The 21,879-nt window shown below is 42.6% G+C and carries 20 protein-coding genes and 1 pseudogene; 9 read left to right on the forward strand and 12 right to left on the reverse strand.

Annotated features, from left to right (window positions below; genetic code table 11):
- Nucleotides 1–90 precede the first annotated feature (90 nt).
- From GPK83_RS16850 to GPK83_RS07415, 4 genes and pseudogenes are all read left to right on the forward strand, one after another.
- A pseudogene (locus tag GPK83_RS16850) lies at nucleotides 91–615 on the forward strand (histidine phosphatase family protein).
- 196 nt (nucleotides 616–811) lie between these two features.
- The gene (locus GPK83_RS07405; protein WP_117483958.1) at nucleotides 812–1,534 is read left to right on the forward strand and encodes a 2-C-methyl-D-erythritol 4-phosphate cytidylyltransferase; all 723 of its coding nucleotides are present in this window, start codon (nucleotides 812–814) and stop codon (nucleotides 1,532–1,534) included.
- Nucleotides 1,531–3,396 (forward strand): phosphotransferase, encoded by a 1,866-nt coding sequence (locus GPK83_RS07410; RefSeq protein ID WP_215704425.1) that lies wholly within the window; start codon nucleotides 1,531–1,533, stop codon nucleotides 3,394–3,396. Before GPK83_RS07405 ends, GPK83_RS07410 begins: the two co-directional genes overlap by 4 nt.
- Before the next feature lie 66 nt (nucleotides 3,397–3,462).
- Nucleotides 3,463–3,741: a hypothetical protein gene (locus GPK83_RS07415; protein ID WP_215704426.1), complete on the forward strand. Its 279-nt coding sequence runs from the start codon at nucleotides 3,463–3,465 to the stop codon at nucleotides 3,739–3,741.
- 205 nt (nucleotides 3,742–3,946) lie between these two features.
- On the opposite strand, the gene GPK83_RS07420 is transcribed toward GPK83_RS07415, so the two are convergent.
- The 11 genes from GPK83_RS07420 to GPK83_RS07465 form a co-directional block, all read right to left on the reverse strand.
- Nucleotides 3,947–5,302: a Gfo/Idh/MocA family oxidoreductase gene (locus tag GPK83_RS07420; protein ID WP_117483960.1), complete on the reverse strand. Its 1,356-nt coding sequence runs from the start codon at nucleotides 5,300–5,302 to the stop codon at nucleotides 3,947–3,949.
- A 24-nt stretch (nucleotides 5,303–5,326) separates the two neighbouring features.
- Complete coding sequence (locus GPK83_RS07425; protein WP_117483961.1) at nucleotides 5,327–6,385, reverse strand: histidinol-phosphate transaminase; 1,059 nt, start codon at nucleotides 6,383–6,385, stop codon at nucleotides 5,327–5,329.
- Between the two features lie 21 nt (nucleotides 6,386–6,406).
- Nucleotides 6,407–6,664: a hypothetical protein gene (locus tag GPK83_RS07430; protein ID WP_215704427.1), complete on the reverse strand. Its 258-nt coding sequence runs from the start codon at nucleotides 6,662–6,664 to the stop codon at nucleotides 6,407–6,409.
- The gene (locus GPK83_RS07435) at nucleotides 6,661–7,023 is read right to left on the reverse strand and encodes a Coenzyme F420 hydrogenase/dehydrogenase, beta subunit C-terminal domain (protein ID WP_215704436.1); all 363 of its coding nucleotides are present in this window, start codon (nucleotides 7,021–7,023) and stop codon (nucleotides 6,661–6,663) included. The genes GPK83_RS07430 and GPK83_RS07435 overlap by 4 nt, the downstream gene beginning before the upstream one ends.
- The gene (locus tag GPK83_RS17325) at nucleotides 6,993–7,217 is read right to left on the reverse strand and encodes a 4Fe-4S dicluster domain-containing protein (RefSeq protein WP_215704428.1); all 225 of its coding nucleotides are present in this window, start codon (nucleotides 7,215–7,217) and stop codon (nucleotides 6,993–6,995) included. Before GPK83_RS17325 ends, GPK83_RS07435 begins: the two co-directional genes overlap by 31 nt.
- On the reverse strand, nucleotides 7,189–7,866 hold the full coding sequence (locus tag GPK83_RS07445) for a polysaccharide pyruvyl transferase family protein (RefSeq protein WP_345941786.1): 678 nt from the start codon (nucleotides 7,864–7,866) through the stop codon (nucleotides 7,189–7,191). Before GPK83_RS07445 ends, GPK83_RS17325 begins: the two co-directional genes overlap by 29 nt.
- A 427-nt stretch (nucleotides 7,867–8,293) precedes the next feature.
- Nucleotides 8,294–9,178, reverse strand: a complete 885-nt coding sequence (locus tag GPK83_RS07450) for a LicD family protein (protein WP_117483962.1) — start codon at nucleotides 9,176–9,178, stop codon at nucleotides 8,294–8,296.
- A gap of 60 nt (nucleotides 9,179–9,238) precedes the next feature.
- The gene (locus tag GPK83_RS17330) at nucleotides 9,239–9,565 is read right to left on the reverse strand and encodes a thiamine pyrophosphate-dependent enzyme (RefSeq protein WP_345941783.1); all 327 of its coding nucleotides are present in this window, start codon (nucleotides 9,563–9,565) and stop codon (nucleotides 9,239–9,241) included.
- On the reverse strand, nucleotides 9,546–9,881 hold the full coding sequence (locus tag GPK83_RS17335) for a thiamine pyrophosphate-binding protein (protein ID WP_345941784.1): 336 nt from the start codon (nucleotides 9,879–9,881) through the stop codon (nucleotides 9,546–9,548). The genes GPK83_RS17330 and GPK83_RS17335 overlap by 20 nt, the downstream gene beginning before the upstream one ends.
- Before the next feature lie 397 nt (nucleotides 9,882–10,278).
- Nucleotides 10,279–12,072: a methyl-accepting chemotaxis protein gene (locus GPK83_RS07460; RefSeq protein WP_215704429.1), complete on the reverse strand. Its 1,794-nt coding sequence runs from the start codon at nucleotides 12,070–12,072 to the stop codon at nucleotides 10,279–10,281.
- Between the two features lie 119 nt (nucleotides 12,073–12,191).
- Complete coding sequence (locus GPK83_RS07465; RefSeq protein ID WP_215704430.1) at nucleotides 12,192–14,627, reverse strand: hypothetical protein; 2,436 nt, start codon at nucleotides 14,625–14,627, stop codon at nucleotides 12,192–12,194.
- 190 nt (nucleotides 14,628–14,817) lie between these two features.
- Between GPK83_RS07465 and GPK83_RS07470 the strand changes: the two genes are divergently transcribed.
- The 5 genes from GPK83_RS07470 to GPK83_RS07490 all read left to right on the forward strand — a co-directional run bounded on the left by GPK83_RS07470 (nucleotide 14,818) and on the right by GPK83_RS07490 (nucleotide 20,505).
- Complete coding sequence (locus GPK83_RS07470) at nucleotides 14,818–16,920, forward strand: chemotaxis protein CheA (RefSeq protein ID WP_215704431.1); 2,103 nt, start codon at nucleotides 14,818–14,820, stop codon at nucleotides 16,918–16,920.
- Between the two features lie 15 nt (nucleotides 16,921–16,935).
- Complete coding sequence (locus GPK83_RS07475; protein WP_117505533.1) at nucleotides 16,936–17,403, forward strand: chemotaxis protein CheW; 468 nt, start codon at nucleotides 16,936–16,938, stop codon at nucleotides 17,401–17,403.
- A gap of 113 nt (nucleotides 17,404–17,516) precedes the next feature.
- Nucleotides 17,517–18,329 (forward strand): protein-glutamate O-methyltransferase CheR, encoded by an 813-nt coding sequence (locus tag GPK83_RS07480; protein ID WP_215704432.1) that lies wholly within the window; start codon nucleotides 17,517–17,519, stop codon nucleotides 18,327–18,329.
- A 51-nt stretch (nucleotides 18,330–18,380) separates the two neighbouring features.
- The gene (locus tag GPK83_RS07485; protein ID WP_345941785.1) at nucleotides 18,381–19,469 is read left to right on the forward strand and encodes a chemotaxis response regulator protein-glutamate methylesterase; all 1,089 of its coding nucleotides are present in this window, start codon (nucleotides 18,381–18,383) and stop codon (nucleotides 19,467–19,469) included.
- 400 nt (nucleotides 19,470–19,869) lie between these two features.
- Entirely contained in the window at nucleotides 19,870–20,505 is a 636-nt protein-coding gene (locus GPK83_RS07490) for a C39 family peptidase (protein WP_252196267.1), read from the forward strand.
- Here the strand turns inward: GPK83_RS07490 and GPK83_RS07495 are convergent.
- Entirely contained in the window at nucleotides 20,442–21,770 is a 1,329-nt protein-coding gene (locus GPK83_RS07495) for a glycosyltransferase family 2 protein (RefSeq protein WP_215704435.1), read from the reverse strand. The two genes, GPK83_RS07490 and GPK83_RS07495, sit on opposite strands and share 64 nt — an antisense overlap.
- Nucleotides 21,771–21,879: the final 109 nt, after the last annotated feature.

Below are 21,879 nucleotides of genomic sequence, written 5' to 3' on the forward strand. Positions count from 1 at the left end.
AACCTAAAGCGGTTTCCGCCTATCCGGACAGGTGGTTTCCATTTTTCCGGACAGACGGCTTCGCCGCAACGGAATATTCAGTGTTGGCGATTGAAGATTTACATAGTCCGTCATGGAGAAACCAACGGTAACCTCCGAGGTGCTCTGCAAGGATGGATGGACGAACTATTGAATGAAAAGGGCAGAGAACTTGCCATAATCACAGCCCGGGCACTTTCCGATATCAAGTTCGATGTGGCTATATCAAGTCCATTGTCCAGGGCCTATGAAACGGCAGAGATTATTCTAAGAAAGAATAAGAAGGACATACCTCCAATCCAGACGGATGACCGGCTGAAGGAGATGTTCTTTGGAGAATAGGAAGGATTGGGACTTACCAAGGAGAACTTTGAAATACCATCAGAGCATTTCAATGACTTCTATGACAATCCATTCGCTTTTCAAAACAGTGCAAGCGGGGAGTCAATTCAGCAGGTATGTGCCCGAACCGGAGAGTTCTATCAAGAACTGATAAAGAGGTACTGTTATGAGACAATTCTTCTCACGACTCATGGATTTGCTTTAAGAGCAATGCTACAGCAGGTCTATGAAACTGAAAACAAGGAAGACTTCTAGCATGGCAAGGTTCCTGACAATTGTGCTGTGAACATTATCGAAGTCAAGGACGGAAAGAGCGTCCTGGTTGGAGATGATGTCATCTACTATAATCCAAGCCTCTGTGTGAATCCTTATAAGCCGGTGTAGAGAAATGAGCAGGTAATGCAGGTAAAAGGCAGAAGTAGGAAAAGAAGATAAAACCGAGGAGAATGAAATGAACATAGGAGTAATACTAGCCGGTGGAACCGGAACGAGAGTGGGGGCAGGAGTTCCCAAACAATTCATCAAAGTCCAGGGAAAACCTATTCTTGCATATACACTTGAGATATTCCAGAATGACGATAACATCGATGCTATCGAAGTGGTCTGTCACAAGGACTGGGTCGATGAGGTCGAGGATATCTGCCACAAGTACAGGATAGATAAAAAGAAGTGGACTTGTACCGGAGGGACAACCTTCCAGGAATCCACAATGAATGGAATCTTTAATCTGAAGGGCAAAATATCCAAGGACGATATTGTGGTAATCTCCTTTGGTGTAGCACCAATGACACCTCAGGAAGACATCGACGATTCCATTCGTGTATGTAAGAAACATGGAAATGCCATCGCATCAGCTGATATAGACTTGTGCACATGCATCAAAGATGACGAGTATTCTACAACCCAGAATATAATCCGTGAGACCTTGAAAGGATTTGCAAATCCGTGGACCTTCAAGTTCGGAGAGTTGTGTGATGCTTATGAGGAAGCAGTGAGGAGAGACATCCTCAATGACCTTGAGCCGCATACTACATCCCTTTATATGGCTCTTGGAAAAAGACTGTGGTTTTCTCAGTGCACATCACCACAGTGCAAGATAACAAGTAAACAAGATATAGATGTGTTTGAAGGCAGCTTGTTGTTGAAGAGATTCAGAGAGGAAAAGAAGAAATGATTACCTACAAAGAGTTTGAAGTTATAAGAACCCTGCTTAGAGCAGAAGAAACACCAGAGAATATCGCCAACTACGTATACTCCAATAAGCATTATTATGTGTTCAAATCCGAGGATGAGGTGGCTGAACTTGCCGCCAGCCTGGAAAAGAAGGGCTACCTGAAGGATGGAAAAGTAACCGAATCCGCTATGGAGGAACTGGAGCCACTGAAGGTCAACAACGCTGTCATTCTTGCAGCCGGTGGTTCCGACATTTCTGCCAAATCTGTATACAACATGCCTAAGGGCCTGTTCATGAAGAATGGTGAGACACTGATTGAGCGTCAGATTCGTCAGTTGAAGGAAGCGGGAATCAACGACATCACCGTGGTTATCGGTTACAAGCAGGAGCTTTATTTCTTCCTGGTGGACAAGTGGGGCGTGAACATCGAAATCAACCCTGACCTAAAGAAGAACAACATCTACTCCCTTTACATTGCTAAGGACTTCCTTGGTTCTACATATATTCTGAACTGCGACAATTACTTTGAAGAGAACCCGTTCTCTCAGTATGAATATAATTCTTTCCATGCCACTGTATATAAGGAAGATGCCCACAACGAGCTGGTAGTGAAGAAGAACCAGTCCGGCAGAATCCTCGATATTTATAGCTGCGCCAAGAGTGGCGAGTGCATCTATGGACATGCTTATCTGGACGCTGAGCTGAGCAGAAGACTGGTTAATTTCATGGATGAGGAAATTGATGACTTCCGCGTATCCGCCCTGTTCTGGGAAGAATTCATCAACCGCCATATTGATGACCTTGACATGTATGTCCGTGAATATTCTGCCGACTTCCTGTTTGAGTTTGATTCCATTCAGGAAATCCAGAACATCGACGGTCTGTTCCTCGGTAATGTTTCCGGCTGGATCAACGAGAAGATTTGCTCCGTTCTTAACTGTACCGAAGATGAAATCAGCGACATCAATGTTCTGCAGAAGGGACTTTCCAACATTCTCTTCACATTTGCTGTCCGTGGAGAACGTTATATCTTCCGCTATCCGGGAGACAGCACACATTTCTTCATCTACAGAAAGAATGAATGTGTAGCAAATAGACTTGCAGCCAAAGCCCATGTTGATGATACATACATCTACATCGACGAGCAGGGTGCCAAGATTTCCAAGTTCCGTGAGAACTGCATCGACCTGCACGGCAAGTACTATGAAGACGTTGAAATCATGAAAAGGGTTGCCAGAAAGATTCGTGCATTCCATGATGAAGGATATGACCTTCCTGATTGGGAAGAGTACAACTATGATCCGATCTGGCAGTGTGAGCGTCTCTTCAAGGAAGCATCCAAGATGAAGGGTGACCTGTTCAAAATCTTTGAGAAGGAATGGATCATGCTCCGTAAGCTGCAGAAGTATGCGGATATGGACGGGGTCAAACACACCATGTGCCACAACGATATCAACATCGACAATGTGCTCATGACTGAAGATACTCTCGACATCATCGACTACGAGTTTGCAGGATATAATGACCCTGGCTATGACTTTGGTCGTGTAATTGCCGGACTTGATTATGAGGTAGATGAACCAAAGATTAAGGACATTCTGGAAGCGTACTTCGGACGTCCTGCAACTGAGAAGGAACATCTGCACTGGATGGCTTATTCTGCAATCCATAACTGGTATTATGTAGGCTGGGCTCTTTATAAGGAGAGCATCAATGAAAGCAGCCGTGACTGGATGGTATTCTTCTATAAGCAGGCTAAGAAACTTGCTTCCTGGTGCTTGCCGCAGTACGAGGCTATTTACGGTCCGATGGAAGACCCGAAGGCAGCTTGTATAAGAAAAAATTATGTTAAGCTATTATAAACAAAAGGAAAATAGGGAAAAATGCAGTGAAGTCGGTGCGGAAAAACTGGCAGATGATCTGGTTCCATGGTCAGAAAAGCTGCCGGAGAGTATTCGAAAACCAAAGAAGAGCAATTAAGATTTGCATTTCCTAGCTATCATTACGAAGGGAATTTCTCTGGAAAACAAGTCGTCGAATTAAAAGGCGCTTACTATGAATTAGCTTCATGGCTGAACTGTAACTACGTCTATGGAATTCAAGTATTTCATCATCTATTATTCATTGCCTTTTATATTATTTTCCTCCTTCTCATTGTCAGGCAGCAAATTATCCTTCCCGCCGACTGTAAACTTTCCGCAAATTAAATTCGGCAGTGTTTCCATACTGTCTCTCTCAACCAAGCCTGCCAGTCAGGTTTGTGCAGGGTCATGCCCTTGTTTCAAAAGCAGCAATGTTGCCTCTCAAACAAGGCTGCGACAACGTGCCGCCAAGCCGGGAGAAAAGCGCGGTAAATCCCGGCACGGCACAATCGGGTAGGCGAATCTGGAGAAAATACCGTGCGGTTTGCGCTTACCGCAATGTACCGCCGGACATTACTATCATATCAGTACGATCATTAAAGCTTTCTATGATTTTAGCTATTGATTTTGAAACTCCTTTTTCAACATAGTTCATTGGCTTTTTAACTTCAACAGATTTTGCAAATGCTACAATTTCATATCGAATGCCTTCACCATCAAGTTGATAAAAGAATCTTTGATTGTCTTCGGCGTTTTCATAACGAACCTCAAAATAATCTGTTTTCCACCAAGGTGCTGGAACATAGATATAGCCTTTCGTTCCCGTAACAATCAACTCACCCTCAGATTTTGCAGCTTTTGCTACTTTGATTGAAGCTACTGCATCACCATAGGTAAAATCAATTTTTGTAAAGGCATCCATATTGGCAGCTTCATCCAAAAATTTCGTAGTTATTACTTTTTTCCTGTACTCCGTTCCAAGTATTTGAAAAACGGGCAACAATGCTGCAGGAGCCCAGCCGCACATACTATTCCATTTCTGGGTTAAATCTGTTCCAGCAATTGAAATACCATCTCGCAGACTAGTACAAACAGCATCAACCGATACAACCTTACCAATTTTTCCAGTCTTAGCTAGAAGGACTAACCGTTCGTATGCCGTTGAGTATGCCGTCTTAATAGCATCCATAAGAACCAGCCCATGTTCTTCAGCAATCGAATATAGTTCTTCACAATCCGCTTCTTTTAAAGCAATTGGTGATTCACACAAAACATGCTTTCCCGCCAAAAGAGCTTTTTTTGTATCAATATAATGTTTCTCTGGTTTGGAAACAATATACACGGCATCCACTTTTTCAAGAAGTTCATCATAGTTTTCGGTATAGAACATCCCATCAAACTCAGATTCTTCACTCTTCTGAAATGCACATACACCAATTACATCAACGCCGTTTACATATTTAGACTCTGCTACAAACTTTGTTCTGAAAGCAGCTTTTCCAACAATTCCCATACGAAGTTTACATTGTTTACTCCGTACTTCAGAACTAGAGATTCCCTCCGTTCTCGGAAGATACACCACCTTACAATATTCATTCAGATAATCAAATTTTCCAGCCCAATCAGAACCCACCGTGAAAATATCCACATCGTACCTACGAATATCATCAATTTTCTGACCCTCGTATTCTTCCACGATGATCTTATCCGCAAGTCCTGTGGCACGTACAGCCTCAATACGCTCCATCAAGGACTGCTGTACATTGATTTTTCCACGGGTTTTATCAAAATCATCTGTCGTGACACCCACGATCAGATAATCACCCAATGCTTTTGCGCGCTCCAGCAACCTAATGTGTCCGTAATGAAGTAAATCATAGGTTCCATATGTAATTACTCTAACCATTCGAATCTCTTTCTCTTTACAGAATCACTTATCAAGTTCCAGAAGGGCGACCATAAACTGCTGCATATATTTCTTCTCTCCTATAGAAACACGCAAACAGTCCCCAAATTCTCCAACATTTTCATATGCCTTAATAAGGATTTTCTTCTCATTTTTCATTCGTTCAACAATCGTCTGTGCTTTTGTTTTAGGTTCAATAAACAAGAAATTTCCCGCTTCACCTTTATGATGATATCCACGATCATCAAGTTCACTAATTAAATAACTTCTTCCCTCTTGAAATTTTCTCACAAGGCTTTCGACCATACCCGGTGTTGTCAATATTCTCTCTGCAAATAGCATTGCAAAAGCATTGGTATTATGCGGCGTGCAGAACTTTTGTACATACTTAATATCATCGGGGTGCCCAACAACATAGCCTAGTCGACAGCCAGCCATCGAAAATAACTTGGAAAAAGTTCTAGTCACAAAGACATGACGTTCATTCAACGCATACTGAATAAATGTTTTCGGGTAGAAATAATGATACGCTTCATCAATGAGAACTGTAATCTGTTTTTCCTTACATACCTGCATAATAGTTTTGAATTCTTCGTCTGTATAGACATTTCCCATCGGATTATTCGGATTCAGCAAAATCAAAAGCTGTGTATCATCTGTCAACTGTGTAATAATATTTTCAATGCTCATCGTGAGATCCTTATTATAGGGAACCTTGACAAAGTTTCTACCATACATCTCTGAATAAACCTGAAACATAAAATATGAAGGAACCACGCCAACAATTCTTCCGTTTTCGGATGTAAATGCCTGAATAATGTAGCGAATGCCCTCTGCTGAACCGTTCACTAAGCATAAGTGCTGAATATCTGTGCCCAAATATTGTGCAAGCACTTCTGTAAAATGTAGAGTTTCAGGATATTGTGCAATCAATTGTGGTGTCACATCGCCTAACACTCCATTTACGAACTCTTCCGGCAACCCACCAGGGTTTTCGTTTAAGTCCAGTCGAAGATAGCTCTTCCGTTCATTCTGGTCAAAAATTCTAACCAGATTTTCTATCTTTTGGTTTAGATAATACATTGTACTGATCTCCTTTATATGTTACTTTCTATTCCTTATAGACCACACAAAAACTTTCTGACGATTACCCCAAACGTATTTCTGCCATAATAGTTTTAGCGATGGCTTATCTGCCCATTTTCTGTTAATATCTTCAATATCCATTTCACTTTTCAGATCCTGCATAAATTGTTCTCGCTTAGGGTTCATTTCAATATGTTTACGCATTGGACCTTGATACCTTAAAGCATCTTCAAATCTCAACTCATGCCCATACATCGAACCTTCAGCTTTTTTCAATACAGATTTTCCTTTTCAGTATTTGCAATTGCCAGAGAAGAGCCACCATCTTTACCATATAATTCCGGACAATAAATATGTACTCCCCATAGGTCGCCGAGAGATATATCGGCTGTCCGTTCCGTTGTCGTAAAGAGGCATTCATAGCATGAAGGTCGGCTCATAAGATGCTTCAACCAAATATACCAAAATGGGTTAAACCAACGGTCTTTTTCAATTACTTTTTTCTTATTATCATTCATCATAACTGTGGTCCTCATTATCTCGAAATCCCATTTGTGATGTCCGAGAAAAGAGTGGCCCTTATACCTGTAGTCAATACTTTCGATTAAAGCAAAACATACTTGTCCTTGCCATATCGCACTGGCATATTCTCATAAAGACAGACTTGGTGGCACAAACTACATTTTACACACAAGTCTTTATTAAGAATCGGATAACGAAATCCTTCATCGTCCTCTTCCATCTTCAATGCACTTTTAGGGCAAATCTGAACACAAGCTTCACAGCCGTAACACTTTCCCTTATCTTTGTCTATCAAGTATCCCGCCATATCTCACACCACCATTAAAAGCAAGAAGCTCTTTTATTTTAGTATCACACTGTTCTCTAGAGAATACGCATAACGGCTTACTGTATTGAACAGCAAATATCGTTCCATGGAGCGAATTTGTCACAACACATTCTGCATATTTCGTAAGGGACAAAAACTCTTCAACCCCTGCCTCATAGAACATTCGGCGATTAGTTTTTTCAGCATTTTTTGCGCGCAAACTAATTTCAACGATCTTCCAGCCATTTTCTGCTGCAAGCTTCTCTGCATAAGCCTCCATATGAGGATTATATCTACGCGCATAAAGTAACAGATACTTCTCATTTTCCAGCCGTTCGTCCGCTATTTTGTCGTACTCATTACTTGTCAGCAATAATGTTGGATCAATTACCCTTTGAACTGGAACATCTACATGAGAAGCGACATATGGTATCATTTGATTTTCTCTTAAGCCAATCGCATTAAAATTTTTCAGCTTTTCGTTCAACTTTTGATAATCGTCCTGCTCAAAATGTGAATCTCCAAAACTTGCGGCATACGCAACGCTATTCTTTTTCATACAATCATAATTTGCGAAATATCCATCATCGAAGCCTTCAAACTCATCAATGCAAAAGATCGTATCACTTCCACATACGAAGCCTGTAATGTTTTAAATATCCTCAAAACGCATGAATGATTATCCCCTGTCAATTCTTTTTTTACTATTTTTTAAGCTTCTAAAAGTTCTTCCAGATATTGAATCGGGCGCAAACTAACTACAAACCTTTCCTTTCTCATCGACAGCTTATGCCTTGTTATTTGTGCCGGTTTCAAACATCATGCGTAAAAGTAACATTGTGAGCTTAGATGCTCTATATGCTAGAGGCGACGTGGATACGCCTGTAAGAATAAGGATTGCATTTTAAAGTCTCGCAGATATTTGTAATTATTTCCGAATCAACATTCAAAAGAAACTCCGAATCAAACGTTCGTAGATCGTCGATGCTATCAAATTCCAAAATTGCATTTGGGTTTTTCATATGTAAACGGAGCAAAACGATCAGATTTTCCTGCTGCTAGTATAATCGCATTTTTCATTTTACCTTCTCCCTATCAACGCTTTTACTTTGAACATTAAAGTTAAAACTAGATACAGGAGCATGGGGGGGTCTCTTTTCCTTTGGTGGCAATGTCATATAATCATTATAGAGATATTTCAAAAAAGCATCATAGTCCTTTGTTCCGTAAAATTTATGTCCCTCAAAATCATACTCCGCTCTATCCAAAAACCAACTCTTTGGCATTCCATATCGTATTTTTGCTGGATGTGCATTTTTCATATAGAATTTCCCAAATGCCGGAAACAACAAGGTTCTCACTCTGTTTGGTGTACTATTATTGCTTCTGCTCGCCATCTTTTCAACTCTTCCATATACCCACTTGACCGGAATCACCGAGAGAAAGCTATAAATTGCTTTTTTCATGCCTGTCTCATTAACTTTTCCTACACGAGAATACAATATTTTCCTTAAAAAGAAGCACCATAAATCTTGTAGTTCCATTCCGAGCACACTTTTGGGGCAATCATCAAGAACAAAAATATCTACAAAGACGCCGGTTTTTCCTTTCATGTGTTCCTGCCCTGCTCGGACAAATGAAGTTCCGGTCCTACGCAATTTTCCATATTGCCAAAGATATTCTGGATCATTATAGTGATCTTGAAAGTAGCAAACAGAAGCATCCATTTCATCCGCAACTGCCCTGAATTTCTCATACTCTTCCCGAAGCATTGCAATATCTGAATCGTCATCCCATGGAATATAACCTTTGTGCCTAACAGCACCTAATAATGTTCCGCTAGTAATGCAATATTTAATACCATGCTTTCTACAAACACGATCGAACTCAATTAGTAAATCTAATTCTAACAACTGCATTGTTCTAAATTCTTGTGGTGTAAGTTTCTTAACAGCATCCATCATGTTCTCTCCTCTGCCATGTTATCCCCGCTCAAAAAAATAAAATATCCGCTTCACAAATTAATCTCTTTTCAAAGAGGTGGTTATTAATTGATATTCATTTAATGTTTTCAGATACTCCATGAACTTTTCCTTATTTTCAATAGCTGTTGTTGTTGGTCTACCCAGATTTTGTCTTGATCCAATAGCACACTTCACCTCTATTAAACTCAACTTTTTTCGTTTTCTTGCTTTCTTAAGTTCTCTTTCCAAATCATCAAATGTATCAACACAAACTGCATGTGGATAACCACAGGCTTTCGCAACTTTTGTAAAATTAACAGAAGCCGCTATTGGCATGCCTCCAACTGTTTCATGCGCTTCATTGTTAATGATTACATGGATCATATTTACTGACTACAAAAGCTTCTATCCCCATATCTTCGAGAAGTTTTAAAGTAATCTCTCCCTGATAAATATGTTGAGGTTCATCATGTATTCCCGGTTCACCTCTCCAACCTATGATAAATATCATGGGTATAGCATAGACCTTATCATTTAACAACGATGCAACAGGATTAATAATATTTCCTTCTCCTGAACTCTGCATGTATACTACAGGTATCTTACCTGTGGACAGATAGTAACCAGCTGCTAAAGCTGTACAATTTCCTTCATTTGCCGCTATTATATGATGGTTCTCGTTGATTCCATATGTTGCCATCAGGTAATCGCAAAGTGATCCTTTGTTCCATAAAATTTATGCCCTTCAAAATCATATTCTGCACGCTCTAAAAACCAACTTTTAGGCATTCCAAAATGTGCTTTTCCGTGATTATAGTTTTTATGATATTGAAATAATGGACATAATAAAATTGTTACTCTATTTGGGCTGGTGTTGCTACTTTTTTTGACATTTTCCCAACCTGTTTACATACCCATCCAATTCCTCCAGCATATCCAGCTCTAACAGCTGCATCGTCCTGAATTCTTCCGGTGATAATTTTCTTGGCTCTGCCATTTTTCAGTTTCCTTTCCAACTTTAATCAAGCCCACAACAGAAAATAAAATCTGCTGTGGGCTCGCTCATACACACTATCTATTCTTTTTTAACCACAGCCTTAGTATTTGTCATTATCCTCATAAGAGATAGTGGATGACGGTTCTTTTTCTCCTGTTTCTCCTGTTGTCTTGCCTGGCTGTGCTGTATGTGATACAGGATCCGCAGAACCATCCTTCAATGTGAATTTATCTACCAAATCCTTTAAGATCTGTGCCTGGCTGGAAAGTTCCTCACTGGCTGCAGCGCTTTCTTCTGCAGTTGCAGAATTGCTCTGTACAACGCTGGAGATCTGGCTGATGCCTTCATTTACCTGTTTTACTGAAACTGCCTGTGACTCGCTGGCAGAAGAGATCTCCTCAATGGTCTGTGCTACTCCCTGAACGCCTTCGGTCAGCTGCTGCAATGCCTTGGCCGTGTCATTTGCAATCTTTGTACCACGGTCAACTGCGTGAAGAGAACCTTCAATGAGAGCAGAAGTATTCTTTGAAGCTTCTGCTGATTTTCCTGCAAGATTACGAACCTCGTCTGCTACTACTGCAAATCCTTTTCCTGCTGCTCCTGCACGGGCTGCTTCTACGGCTGCGTTCAAAGCAAGAATATTAGTCTGGAATGCAATATCCTCAATCGTCTTGATGATCTTTCCAATCTCACTGGAGCTGTTGCTGATGTCCGTCATGGCAGAAAGCATCTCCTGCATACGCTGTCTGCTTTCTCCTGCCTGTTCTCTTACATTATCAGCCATGTCGCTGGCTGACTTTGCATTCTCGGCATTCTTTTCAACATTATTGGAAATCTCATTAATGGTAGCTGCCAGTTCTTCCACGGAAGAAGCCTGCTCGGTAGCACCCTGGGATAATGCCTGTGCTCCGGAGGATACCTGATCGGAACCTGCTGCCACCTGATCAGCTGACTGGGTAACACTCGAAAGCGTCGTGCTTAAATTATCTCTCAGAAGAACCATAGAGTTATAAATCGCAACATAGCTTCCTACATAATCCTTTGACATAGAAGAATACACATTAAAGTTTCCGCGGCTCATCTCTGTAAGGATATTTGTCTCATCTGCCACTACCGCTTTCAGGAACGCTGCTACAGACCGCAGATCGTCTGAAAGCCTTCCAAGTTCATCTTCAGACTTGTATCCGATCTCAATATCCATATTACCTTGTCTCATCTTTTTCATAGCTTCCTGCAGCTGTTTTACCGGCTCCACTACGGAACGTATCAGGATCGTTGCCATAATAACGGTAAGGATCAGTGCAACGATAACAATTATGATCCCTACAATAAACAGGACGTTTCTGGTCTGCATGGAAGAATTGTAATCATTACCAACATGGTCTGTCACCTGATCGGTAAACTCATCCAGAATTCCTTCCAGCTTGGACACTTCCGGGTCAAACTCATTGATAAACGTGAGCCTTGCCTGCTCTTTCGCACGGTCAGAACCAGTGGACAGATACTCTATGACCTTGTTTGTGACCTCAGAAGTTGCCTGAAGCTGTGTATGAAACTGGTTTACCACTGTCATATCTCCATTATAATGCTCCATGAACCAGTCTGCGTTCTCCGCAAGGCCGGTTCTATACGAATCAACGTTTGAAAGATATGTTTTTGTGGCGGTGGGGTCATCATTAATCATAGCCTCCACCATATTCTGGATTGTTGCCAGCGTATAGATTTTTACCTTGTCTACATGTACGATCGCTTCGTGGTTATTTTTATAGAACTGGGTATATCTTGTACTGATATTAACCATTCCATAAAAAAGTACACCAACTGTTACAAAAAAACAGATGACCACTGCTCCAAAAGCAATCGTGATTTTTTGCTTCATATTACGGTTCTTCATGTTCCTTCCCTCTCTTTGTTATTTCTTTCGTGGAATATTGTGGAATCTAATCCCTATATTTATTATTCGGCAAGTACCGAAAAATCATAAGGGATGTTTGGTTTTTCATTTTTCTCTTTTCATCCATTTGCAAGCTTGCTTTTTACATAGTCCTTGATCATTTCACCGCTGTGTCTATCATCTGGTACTGGCATCTGGATCCGGTCACAGAGAGAAAGCCACTTGTCCAGCGTGAGGACTTCATTTTCCTCCTCTACATAATACAGATCTGTGGGAAGGATATCCTTATAAATTGCTGCTGACGGAGAATTCCATTCCTGATATTCCTGCTCTGTAAAACGGATATCACAGTTTTTTTCTCCTTCTGTAACTTTCCTAAATCTGCTGCCTAATACGGTCTTTTCTTCTTTCCGTTCCTTTCTCCAAACCACTGTTCCATCCAGGCAAAACTTTAAATAGGTTCCTGATCCCAGATCATCTGCGATCACTTCATTTTCGGATACTGCATATAGCTGTATTTCGTTGCTGTCAATATATAAAAGCTCTTCTATTTTTCCCTCTTCTCTGGTTTCTTTCAGGATGCATCCTGTTCTGGCATCGAAAAATACCAGAGTATCACCACAAACTGTAACCGAAGTGATTTCCCTTTCCGGATCTGCAAAACTGCACCAGGATACTTTTCCTGTATCCGTGTTCAGGATCAGCCATCGTTTTTTATAAGTCTGCGGACATAAAATGTTTCTGCCTATAGAAACAGCCCCGCCAAATACCCCCGGAATACCACGTACTTTATTCTTATCCACCATTGTATAGGTTACATGTCCGGAAGTAAGATCTATGCAAAGGATGCTGTTGTACCATGCAGGCATACAATATAGTACATTACCTCTCTGAAAGCCTTTCAGGAATAACGGCTGTTCTATAAAATGCTCTGCATCACGGATCTGTACGGACTCAAACTGATCCTTATCTATATGGTAAATGGCCAGGTTTCTGGCAAAATATGGGACAAGATACAGTCTGTCTTCTACCCGTACAACAGAACGGAACAGATCTCCCTTAAATGCCAATTCTCCCGGAATCTTTCCTATGCAGGAAAGTCTGTCCATTTGTTTATCATAATGAAACAGCAGGTTTACTTTTCCGTGAACAAACCACACTTCTTTTTCATCTTCCCAAAAAGCTCCCGGCCAGCATGGTATCTTACATTCCTTTTCTCTTACCAGGGAATCCTGATATAAAACCGGTTTTCCTGTTTCCCAGAATAACTGGGCTACAGAGCTGTAATCCCCGTAATAGCAGTCACAGGAAGCAATGGCAAGATCAAGATCGTATCCGCTGTCCAGGATTCCCCAGCCTTCTTCTTCATAAGAAGCCAGAAGTTCTCTATATTTCCGTAAAAACTGGGGCCGCATCACCTCCAGTGTCTGTTCATACAGTGGATGAGGACGAAGCCATAAAGCGAGATCTTTTCTGTTTCTAAAATATTGAAGTACCTCTTCTATCTTCTGCATCATATCTGGCTGGGTCAGAAGTGCCTCTACAGACAGACTATAAAATACAGTCTTTTTCCTGGCTCCGTCAGGTCTGTAAAGACATTCCCTCCATTTTTCTGGAAGAGAACTGTCCTGTCTTTTCGTACTTCGGGCACGTTCAATCTTTGGCGATCCAAAGTTCTGTACCTTCTCTTCCCATTGCTCTGTTGGAACTCCTTTGAGTCCGGAACACAAAATATTGATAAACAGTTCTCTTTCCTGCTCTGTTGCTGTAACAAAGCAGTCTGCATTAATAGTTCCCGGCTCAATGACAAACCCGGTGCTTCCCGCCTGGCGTTTCGCAGATTCTACGTTTCCAGTACTTGCTGTAGTATAATAAGGCAGATATACCAGCTGGTCTGCATATTTCTTCAATCTGCTGCTATAAAAATCAGGGTGGACACTGGTCAATCTATTGTTCTGGTCATAGGGATTGTGGATAAACACCGCATCCGGTTTTTTATCTTCCAGGCGGAATGTGCGGTAATCTGTGACAGGAACATCTGGTGGATACTGATCTCCCTCGTAGTGTTCTACTGTCAGATTCCCATCCTGGTCTTTATCAAAATAGGGGATCGGTACAACATAAGCATCGCAATCCGGATCTTTATCTGCCGCTTTCCAGACGGTTTCCATAGAATCCCACATAGACACTTTATATGGAAGAAAGACAAAACAGAGACGGTCTGTTTCCATATCATTCTCCATACGTTCATATAAAAGTTTCAATTCTTTCTTTATTTTTTTATACAGCCTTGCAATCTGTTTTTTGCTGTGAAGATTCTGACTCATCTCATAAAGATCTTCACAATATACTTCCAGAAGGGGGACCAGATCTGCTTTTCCCACATTTTCCAGCTCTGTTCCCAACAAAAGTGCTGTTTCCTGAGATTGTGAAAGAGCATCGATCATCACTTCTTCTGTATTCTGGCCGAATCCCATGAACACTTTTTCATTTGCCCGCATTAAGAGGGCCGCTGTCTGCAAAAGCCTTCTTTTTTCTTTTCTTTTGATCGCCATTTTTACGGTTTCCTCCAAAAATGATCAGATATCCTATCTCTGATAATTTTATCGGCGTTTTCTTTTTTTTTATAACTGTTTTATCAACTTACTGTTTCTTTTTTGAAATCCCCTTATCCATTTTCAACCACCGCCGATAAAGTTAAAAGAAATACTATTCTGATTATTATGAAAAAAGGCGGTGTACAATATGAGCAGTGGTATGGACAGCAGTATTCTGGATACATACCTTTATGAAGAAAACAATCTTTTAGACCAGTTAGACGAAATGCTGGTTGCTGATGAGAAAAACGGTGATTTTTCCACCGATGACGTAAATGAGATCTTCCGTATCATGCATACGATCAAAGGCTCTTCTGCAATGATGGAATTTAATTCGATCTCCACGATCGCCCATCATATTGAAGATGTATTTTTTTATATCCGTGATAAAGGAATCGAAACTCTGGATCCTGAACATAAGAAAGAGCTTTTCAACCTGATGTTCCGTTCAGAGGATTATTTAAGAAGCGAAATCGAGAAAGTAGAACAGGGAGTACCTCTTTCTACTGATATTGATGCGTTCTCCAATGAGATCAATTCTTTTTTGAAGAAGATCAGCGGCGCTGCACCTGCACAGCCGGAAGCTTCACAGGCTGCACCTGCAGCTTCTGGTGCAGCAGCTTCTGCACCTGCAGCTCCTGCTTCTCTCCCTGATGATAAGGATGCAGCCTGCTTTTTCCATGTTTTTCTGGAAGAAGGCGTGGGAATGGAGAATCTGCGGGCTTATATGATCGTAAATGCAGTAAAGGAATGTGATGTAAACTTCCGTTTTTACCCCAGTGATATGGAAACAGATCAGGATACTTCCCAGACGATCGCAGAAAATGGTTTTTTCCTTGCTTTTGACTCCAGTGAAGACGCTTCTAAGGCTGAAGGGATTTTAAAAACCCAGAACCACATCCGATCTTATGAGCTTGTAAATGTCCCAAAAGCCGCTCCTCCTGCAAAAGCTGAGGAAAAAAAGGCATCTGTTTCCAAACCCACGGCACCAGCACCTGCATCCACAGATACAGCTGCCGGGAAAGCAGCTCCTATGCTTTCCCATGCCCCGGTCAAGCAGAATCTGATCAGCGTCAACCTGATGAAGCTGGACAGCCTGATGGATATTGTTGGTGAGATCGTGATCACTGAATCCATGGTCACATCTTCCCCTGAATTAAACCTGCTGCCAAGGGACAACAGGGATAATTTTATGAAATCAGCACGCCAGCTGCGTAAACTCACCAATGATCTGCAGGATATTGCCATGTCTTTACGCATGGTCCCGATTTCCGGCGTGTTCCAGAAAATGAACCGTATTGTGCGTGATATGAAGCAGAGCCTGGGAAAAGACGTCCGTCTGACCATTGTAGGTGAAGATACAGAGGTAGATAAGACGATCGTAGACAATATACAGGATCCTATCATGCATATCGTGCGTAACAGCATGGATCATGGGATTGAAGAAACAGCCCAGGAACGTATTGCTGCCGGTAAGGATCCCCAGGGCGAGATCGTACTTTCCGCTTCCCATACCAGCAGTGAGGTTGTTATCTCCGTTAAAGATGACGGATATGGCATGGATCCCCAGAAGATTCTTGAAAAAGCCCGGTCAAAGAACATGCTGACCAAGCCTGATTCTGAATACAGCCAGAAGGAGATCCTGGGGCTGATCATGCTTCCCGGATTTTCCACCAATACAGAGGTAACTGAATATTCCGGTCGTGGTGTTGGAATGGATGTTGTAAAGAAAAATGTAGAATCCTTAGGCGGTATCGTTTCTGTATCCAGTACCTACGGTGAAGGAACTACGATTTCCATGAAGATCCCGCTGACTCTGGCTATTGTTGACGGCATGAAGGTAACGGTAGGTGATTCTATTTTTACTATACCTATCGCCAATATCCGTCAGTCCTTTAAGGTGAAAGCGGATCAGGTGATCAAAGATGAATATGGCAATGAAATGGTAGAACGTGTTGACCATTTTTATCCTATCGTCCGCCTCCATTCCTTCTATCACCTTCCAACTGAGGTTACCCAGATGGAAGACGGTATCCTTTTATGGGTGGAAGCAAATGACCGTTCTTACTGCCTGTTTGTAGATGATCTGATCGGCGAGCAGCAGGTGGTAGTAAAGCCGCTTCCTGCTTTTCTCAGTGAATTTAACCTGAAAGACCACGGCATCACCGGCTGTACCATTATGGGTGATGGCAATATCAGCATCATTCTGGATATCCTCAGCTTATATTCCATAGCTGTAGAGAACGCGTAAACAGGAGGTTTTAAAATGGCTGAAGTAACAGAAACAAATATCCGGACAGACGTACCGGCTGAAAACCAGTCCGTTGAACGCTGTCTTACCTTTGAGTCGGGAGACATGACTCTGTTTTTAAGTATCAATAACGTAACGGAGATCATCAATGACTGTGCGATCACTCATCTTCCACTGGTACCTGATTATATTAAGGGAATCATCAATCTGCGTGGTCAGATCCTTCCGGTAGTAGATATACGGCTCTATATGGGCAAGCCTGCTTTGGAATATAACAGTAAGACCTGCTTTATCGTTTTAAATGTAGACGATCTTCCTGTATGCATCGTTGTGGATTCTGTGCAGCAGGTGATCGATATTGATCTTCAGGATGTACGTCCGATCCCTATCAAACGCAGACAGAAGCTGTTAGATGGTATGATCACACTTGAAAATGGGACTGTGCTTATGTCTTTTGACTGCAAGTCCCTGGTCAGCTCTTAATGTACTCCCGGAATCTTTTTGTACTTGATTTTGCGAGAAGATTTTTTGTCAGCCGCAAAGGCAGGTGCAGGAAAGACTCCGAGAGTACATCCGATTCCCAAGGAGGTCATACAATGCTTACATTAAGTGACGGGGATTTTAACCGTCTTTACACTTATATCCAACAGCACTATGGTATCAATCTGAGCCACAAAAAACAGCTGATCACCAGCCGTCTTACTAATATGCTGCAGCAGAAAGGGTTTCATAGTTTTACAGAATACATAGATGAGATCATCTCAGGTAAAGATCCTGAGATGGTTTCTGTTATGTTAAACAAGCTGACTACCAACTATACCTATTTTATGCGGGAAAAAGAACATTTTGACTTTCTCCAGAAGCAGATTCTTCCTGAGCTTGCAAACAAGCATTCCCGGGACCGTTCTATTGCGATCTGGAGTGCCGGCTGCTCCTCCGGTGAAGAACCTTATAACATTTCTATGTATCTGAAAGAATATTTTTCTGCCCTTCCCGGAAGCTGGGATACCCGTATCCTTGCTACGGACATTTCCCAGCGTGTTCTGGATTCTGCCATGGATCCAAGATATTCCCTTGAAAGCTTAAAAGAGCTTCCGCCTTCCTGGCAGGAACGCTATTTTGTTCCCATGGGAGATAAAACCTATACTGTTTCAGATGCTTTAAGGAAAAATGTGATCTTTCGTTCCTTTAACCTGATGGATCCCATCCATTTCCGCAAAAAGTTTGACCTGATCTTCTGCAGAAACGTGATGATCTATTTTGATCGTCCTACGAAGGCGGCACTGGTAAGGCGCTTTTATGATGCTACCGCTCCGGGAGGCTACTTATTTATCGGACATTCTGAAAGCCTGGATAAGGAAAGCTGCCCGTTTTCCTATATTGAACCGGCTATTTACCGAAAGATCTGATCCCGTAGGTTATCTCATACGTTGTTACACTTATCTTATTAAGGAGGCGTTATGATCATGGATCATAAATTAAAATTAATGGTAGTGGATGATTCACCCTTGTTCCGCACCTGGCTGATCCGTTCTCTCTCTGAGGATGACCGCTTCCAGGTTGTAGGATATGCAGTAAATGCCCTTGACGCCCAGGAAAAGATCCCGCTGCTGCAGCCGGATATGCTTACCCTGGATATTGAAATGCCGGGAATGTCCGGCATTGATTTTTTAAAGCAGCTTCTTCCGGTCCACCCTATCCCGGTGATCCTGGTATCTTCCCTGAACCTGAGGGTTTTTGATGCCTTGGAAGCCGGAGCTGTGGATTTTGTGCGGAAACCGGATGAAGCCAATGGACTGTCTAAAGAGATCTTTCTTTCTATGCTCCGTTCCAAGCTTCTGGTGGCTGCTGCTTCCCATGTACATCTCCCATCCGTTCCTGCAGACCCTCAGGCAGGTGGTATCCGCAAGGTTTCTTCTTTACCTCCTGCCAGAAATACTTTCCTGCAGAAACCAAAGATTCCTCTGGGTGCTTCCCCTGAAACCGTGATCGCTATCGGGGCATCTACCGGAGGTACAGAAGCCATTCTCGAGGTAGTAAAGAATTTTCCTGCAGATACTCCCGGAGTTGTGATCACCCAGCATATGCCTGCAGGTTTTACAGCCATGTATGCAGAGCGCTTAAACAGGATCTGCAAAATGGAAGTACGGGAGGCGAAAAACGGGGACCGGATCCGCAAAGGTCTCATGCTTTTAGCTCCCGGAGGTCTGCAGATGCGTGTGGTACCTCTTGGAAACTCCTATGCAGTCAGTGTACAGGAAGGAGAAAAGGTAAACGGACACAGACCTTCCGTGGATGTGCTTTTTGACTCAGTTGCATTACATGTGCGGGAACACGCCATCGGCGTTCTTCTCACAGGAATGGGAGCAGATGGAGCTGCCGGTCTTTTGCGCATGCGCAAAAACGGCGCCTATACGATTGGTCAGGACAAAAACAGCTGTGTTGTATACGGCATGCCTATGGAGGCACATAAGATCGGCGCCGTATGCCAGCAGTGTCCTTTAAATACCATTGGTCAGACTGTCCTGGCCCGTGTATCCCTTCGTTAACGGATGAGAAATAAATGGATAAAAAATGAAAGATAGAACTTTAAAGAATCAAAAAAAACATATAAATAAAACCTTGAAACAGTTCCAACTTGCGAAAACGATGATCCAGCTTTCCATTACCGGTACAGTTTCGGTGATCACTGCCAGCCTGAGCTTTTATTTTTGCCCAGGCTTTTCTTCCCAGGTCATAAAAGACGCACGATCCGCTATTTCCTTTGTACAGACTGCCAGTGGCCAGAAATTTCATGAACTGGAAGACTTTCTTAAAAAGCAGACCCAGCCAGAACCAAAAATCCAAAAACAAACAGAGCTTTCAGAGGATACTTCCAGGACACAGGGGATCCCAGATACATCTTCTGTGACTGCAGATACATCTTCTGTGACTGCAAATACATCTCCTATGATCCTTGGAAAAGCAGAAAACCTGCATATGGAGGCTCAGACGGGATCAGATGGCAATTCTTATGATGCTGCCATCCTGGATACCAGTATGGGACCGATGTACTACTATAATCAGGGAGATACCCGCTGGAGCAGTTATCTCTACGGCGGTTCAGATCCCATGCAGCAGTATGGATGTGGTCCTACTGCTGCAGCCATGCTCATCTCCAGCTTCACAAATGGCGGAGAAGCCATTACCCCGGTAACGATCGCAGACTGGTCTTCTGCCAATGGCTATTATGCCCCCCAGAGCGGCTCCTATCACAGTCTGATCCCATCTGTCCTTACTGCATATGGCTTTCAGGTGGAATCTGTAACAGACCATTCTCCCCAGAATGCAGCTTCCCTTCTTTCTTCCGGTCATATCCTGGTCGCCCTTATGGGTAAGGGAAGCCTGACGCAAAACGGTCACTTTGTCCTGATCACAAAGCTCCTTCCTGACGGAAATGTTTCTATCGCAGATCCTAACAGCTTTGCTAACAGCACCTGTGAATGGGAGCTTCCTCTTCTCATGGGAGAGTTGAAAAAAGTCTATGACAGCGGTGCCCCGCTCTGGGCCGTTTCCATGGCTGCATCAAACTCTTCCCTCTCCTGAGGAAGGAGGATTCCCCTGAACATCCGCTCCAGATCCTTTCTGCCCATTGCCATAGCCACCCGCAGAAGGATCACCTTGTCTTTTATATCAGAATAATCATAAATCTTCCCTAAAAACTGGACTACCTCTTCTGCGCTGACATTGCTCTCTGCAAAACAGTTGATCAGAGTCAGCAGCGCATTCATATCTTTGTGGTCAGTATTCAGTACGATCACACAATAGCGGACCGCTTTCTGGTAATCTCCCAGCCTTCTGCAGCCTTCTCCCAGACACTCATACATCTGGATCAGCATGGAGGTGGTAATGATCCCCCTGTTCACTGTTCCATAGGTTTCCAGCTTTGCTATAGCCAGTTCATACATCTGTACCGCTTTTTCATATTGCCCCTTTCTCCAGTACCATTCCCCCATAACACAGTCAAAATCAGGCTCTTTCGGAAGCTTTTCCACTGCTTCTTTGTAAATAGCTTCCACCTCGGCTTCCGGTTCGTTCAGGCACTGGGAGACCCTTAACAGGTTTGTATAGGTATAAGAACTTCGCTGATCATATACCCCCAGTTTTTCCGGCATGGCTGCCACCGCCTTTTTGTATGCATCCCTTGCTTCTTCATTTTTTCCGTCTGAAGAATAGGTATCTCCCAGATATCCAAGATAATCACAGTTTTCAGGCTCCTGCTTCAGGATCTCCAGGATGATGTTCAGATTCCTTTCAAATTTGGACTTATCCCTCTTCTCCTGTTCCTGGTATCCGGTATGGAGGAAAGCCAGCTGCTTTGTAGCATCTGTCAGATGCAGTCCGGATCTTCCTTTTCTGACCAGGTGTTCATGTATTTTTCCTACATAGCGCAGGTCCGGCCGGTTTACAAAGAATCGGATCATGGTGCCGCCGCTTGTGATATTGTTATTTTCATCCAGATCTACGATCCCTGTAAGAAGGCCGTCTACATCGTCTCCCACATATTCCAATATCTCCGGAATCTTCGCTGCATCCTCCGGTGTAAAGCTTTCATCCGCGTCAAGAAAGGCGATCCAGTCTCCCTTTGCCTGGTCAATGGCAAAATTTTTGGCAGCAGCAAAATCATTGATCCATGGAAAGGAAAATATCTTTGCCCCCATTTCCCTGGCAATCTCCACAGTACGGTCACTGCTTCCTGTATCTACTACGATCTGTTCACACATGATATCCTTCCCCCAGGAAAGGGCACGGCGGATATTTTTTTCTTCATTTTTCACGATCATACACTGTGATATGGTTTTTTTCATCATCTGTTACCTTCTTTTTAAGTTCTAAAGGACATAATCGAGTAGGAGGCGGTGGCTAACCGCCGTCCTCTCACAGCACCGTACGTACCGTTCGGTATACGGCGCTTTCAAT

This window comes from Clostridium sp. MCC328 (assembly GCF_018785465.1).
Lineage (GTDB): Bacteria > Bacillota > Clostridia > Lachnospirales > Lachnospiraceae > Pilosibacter > Pilosibacter fragilis.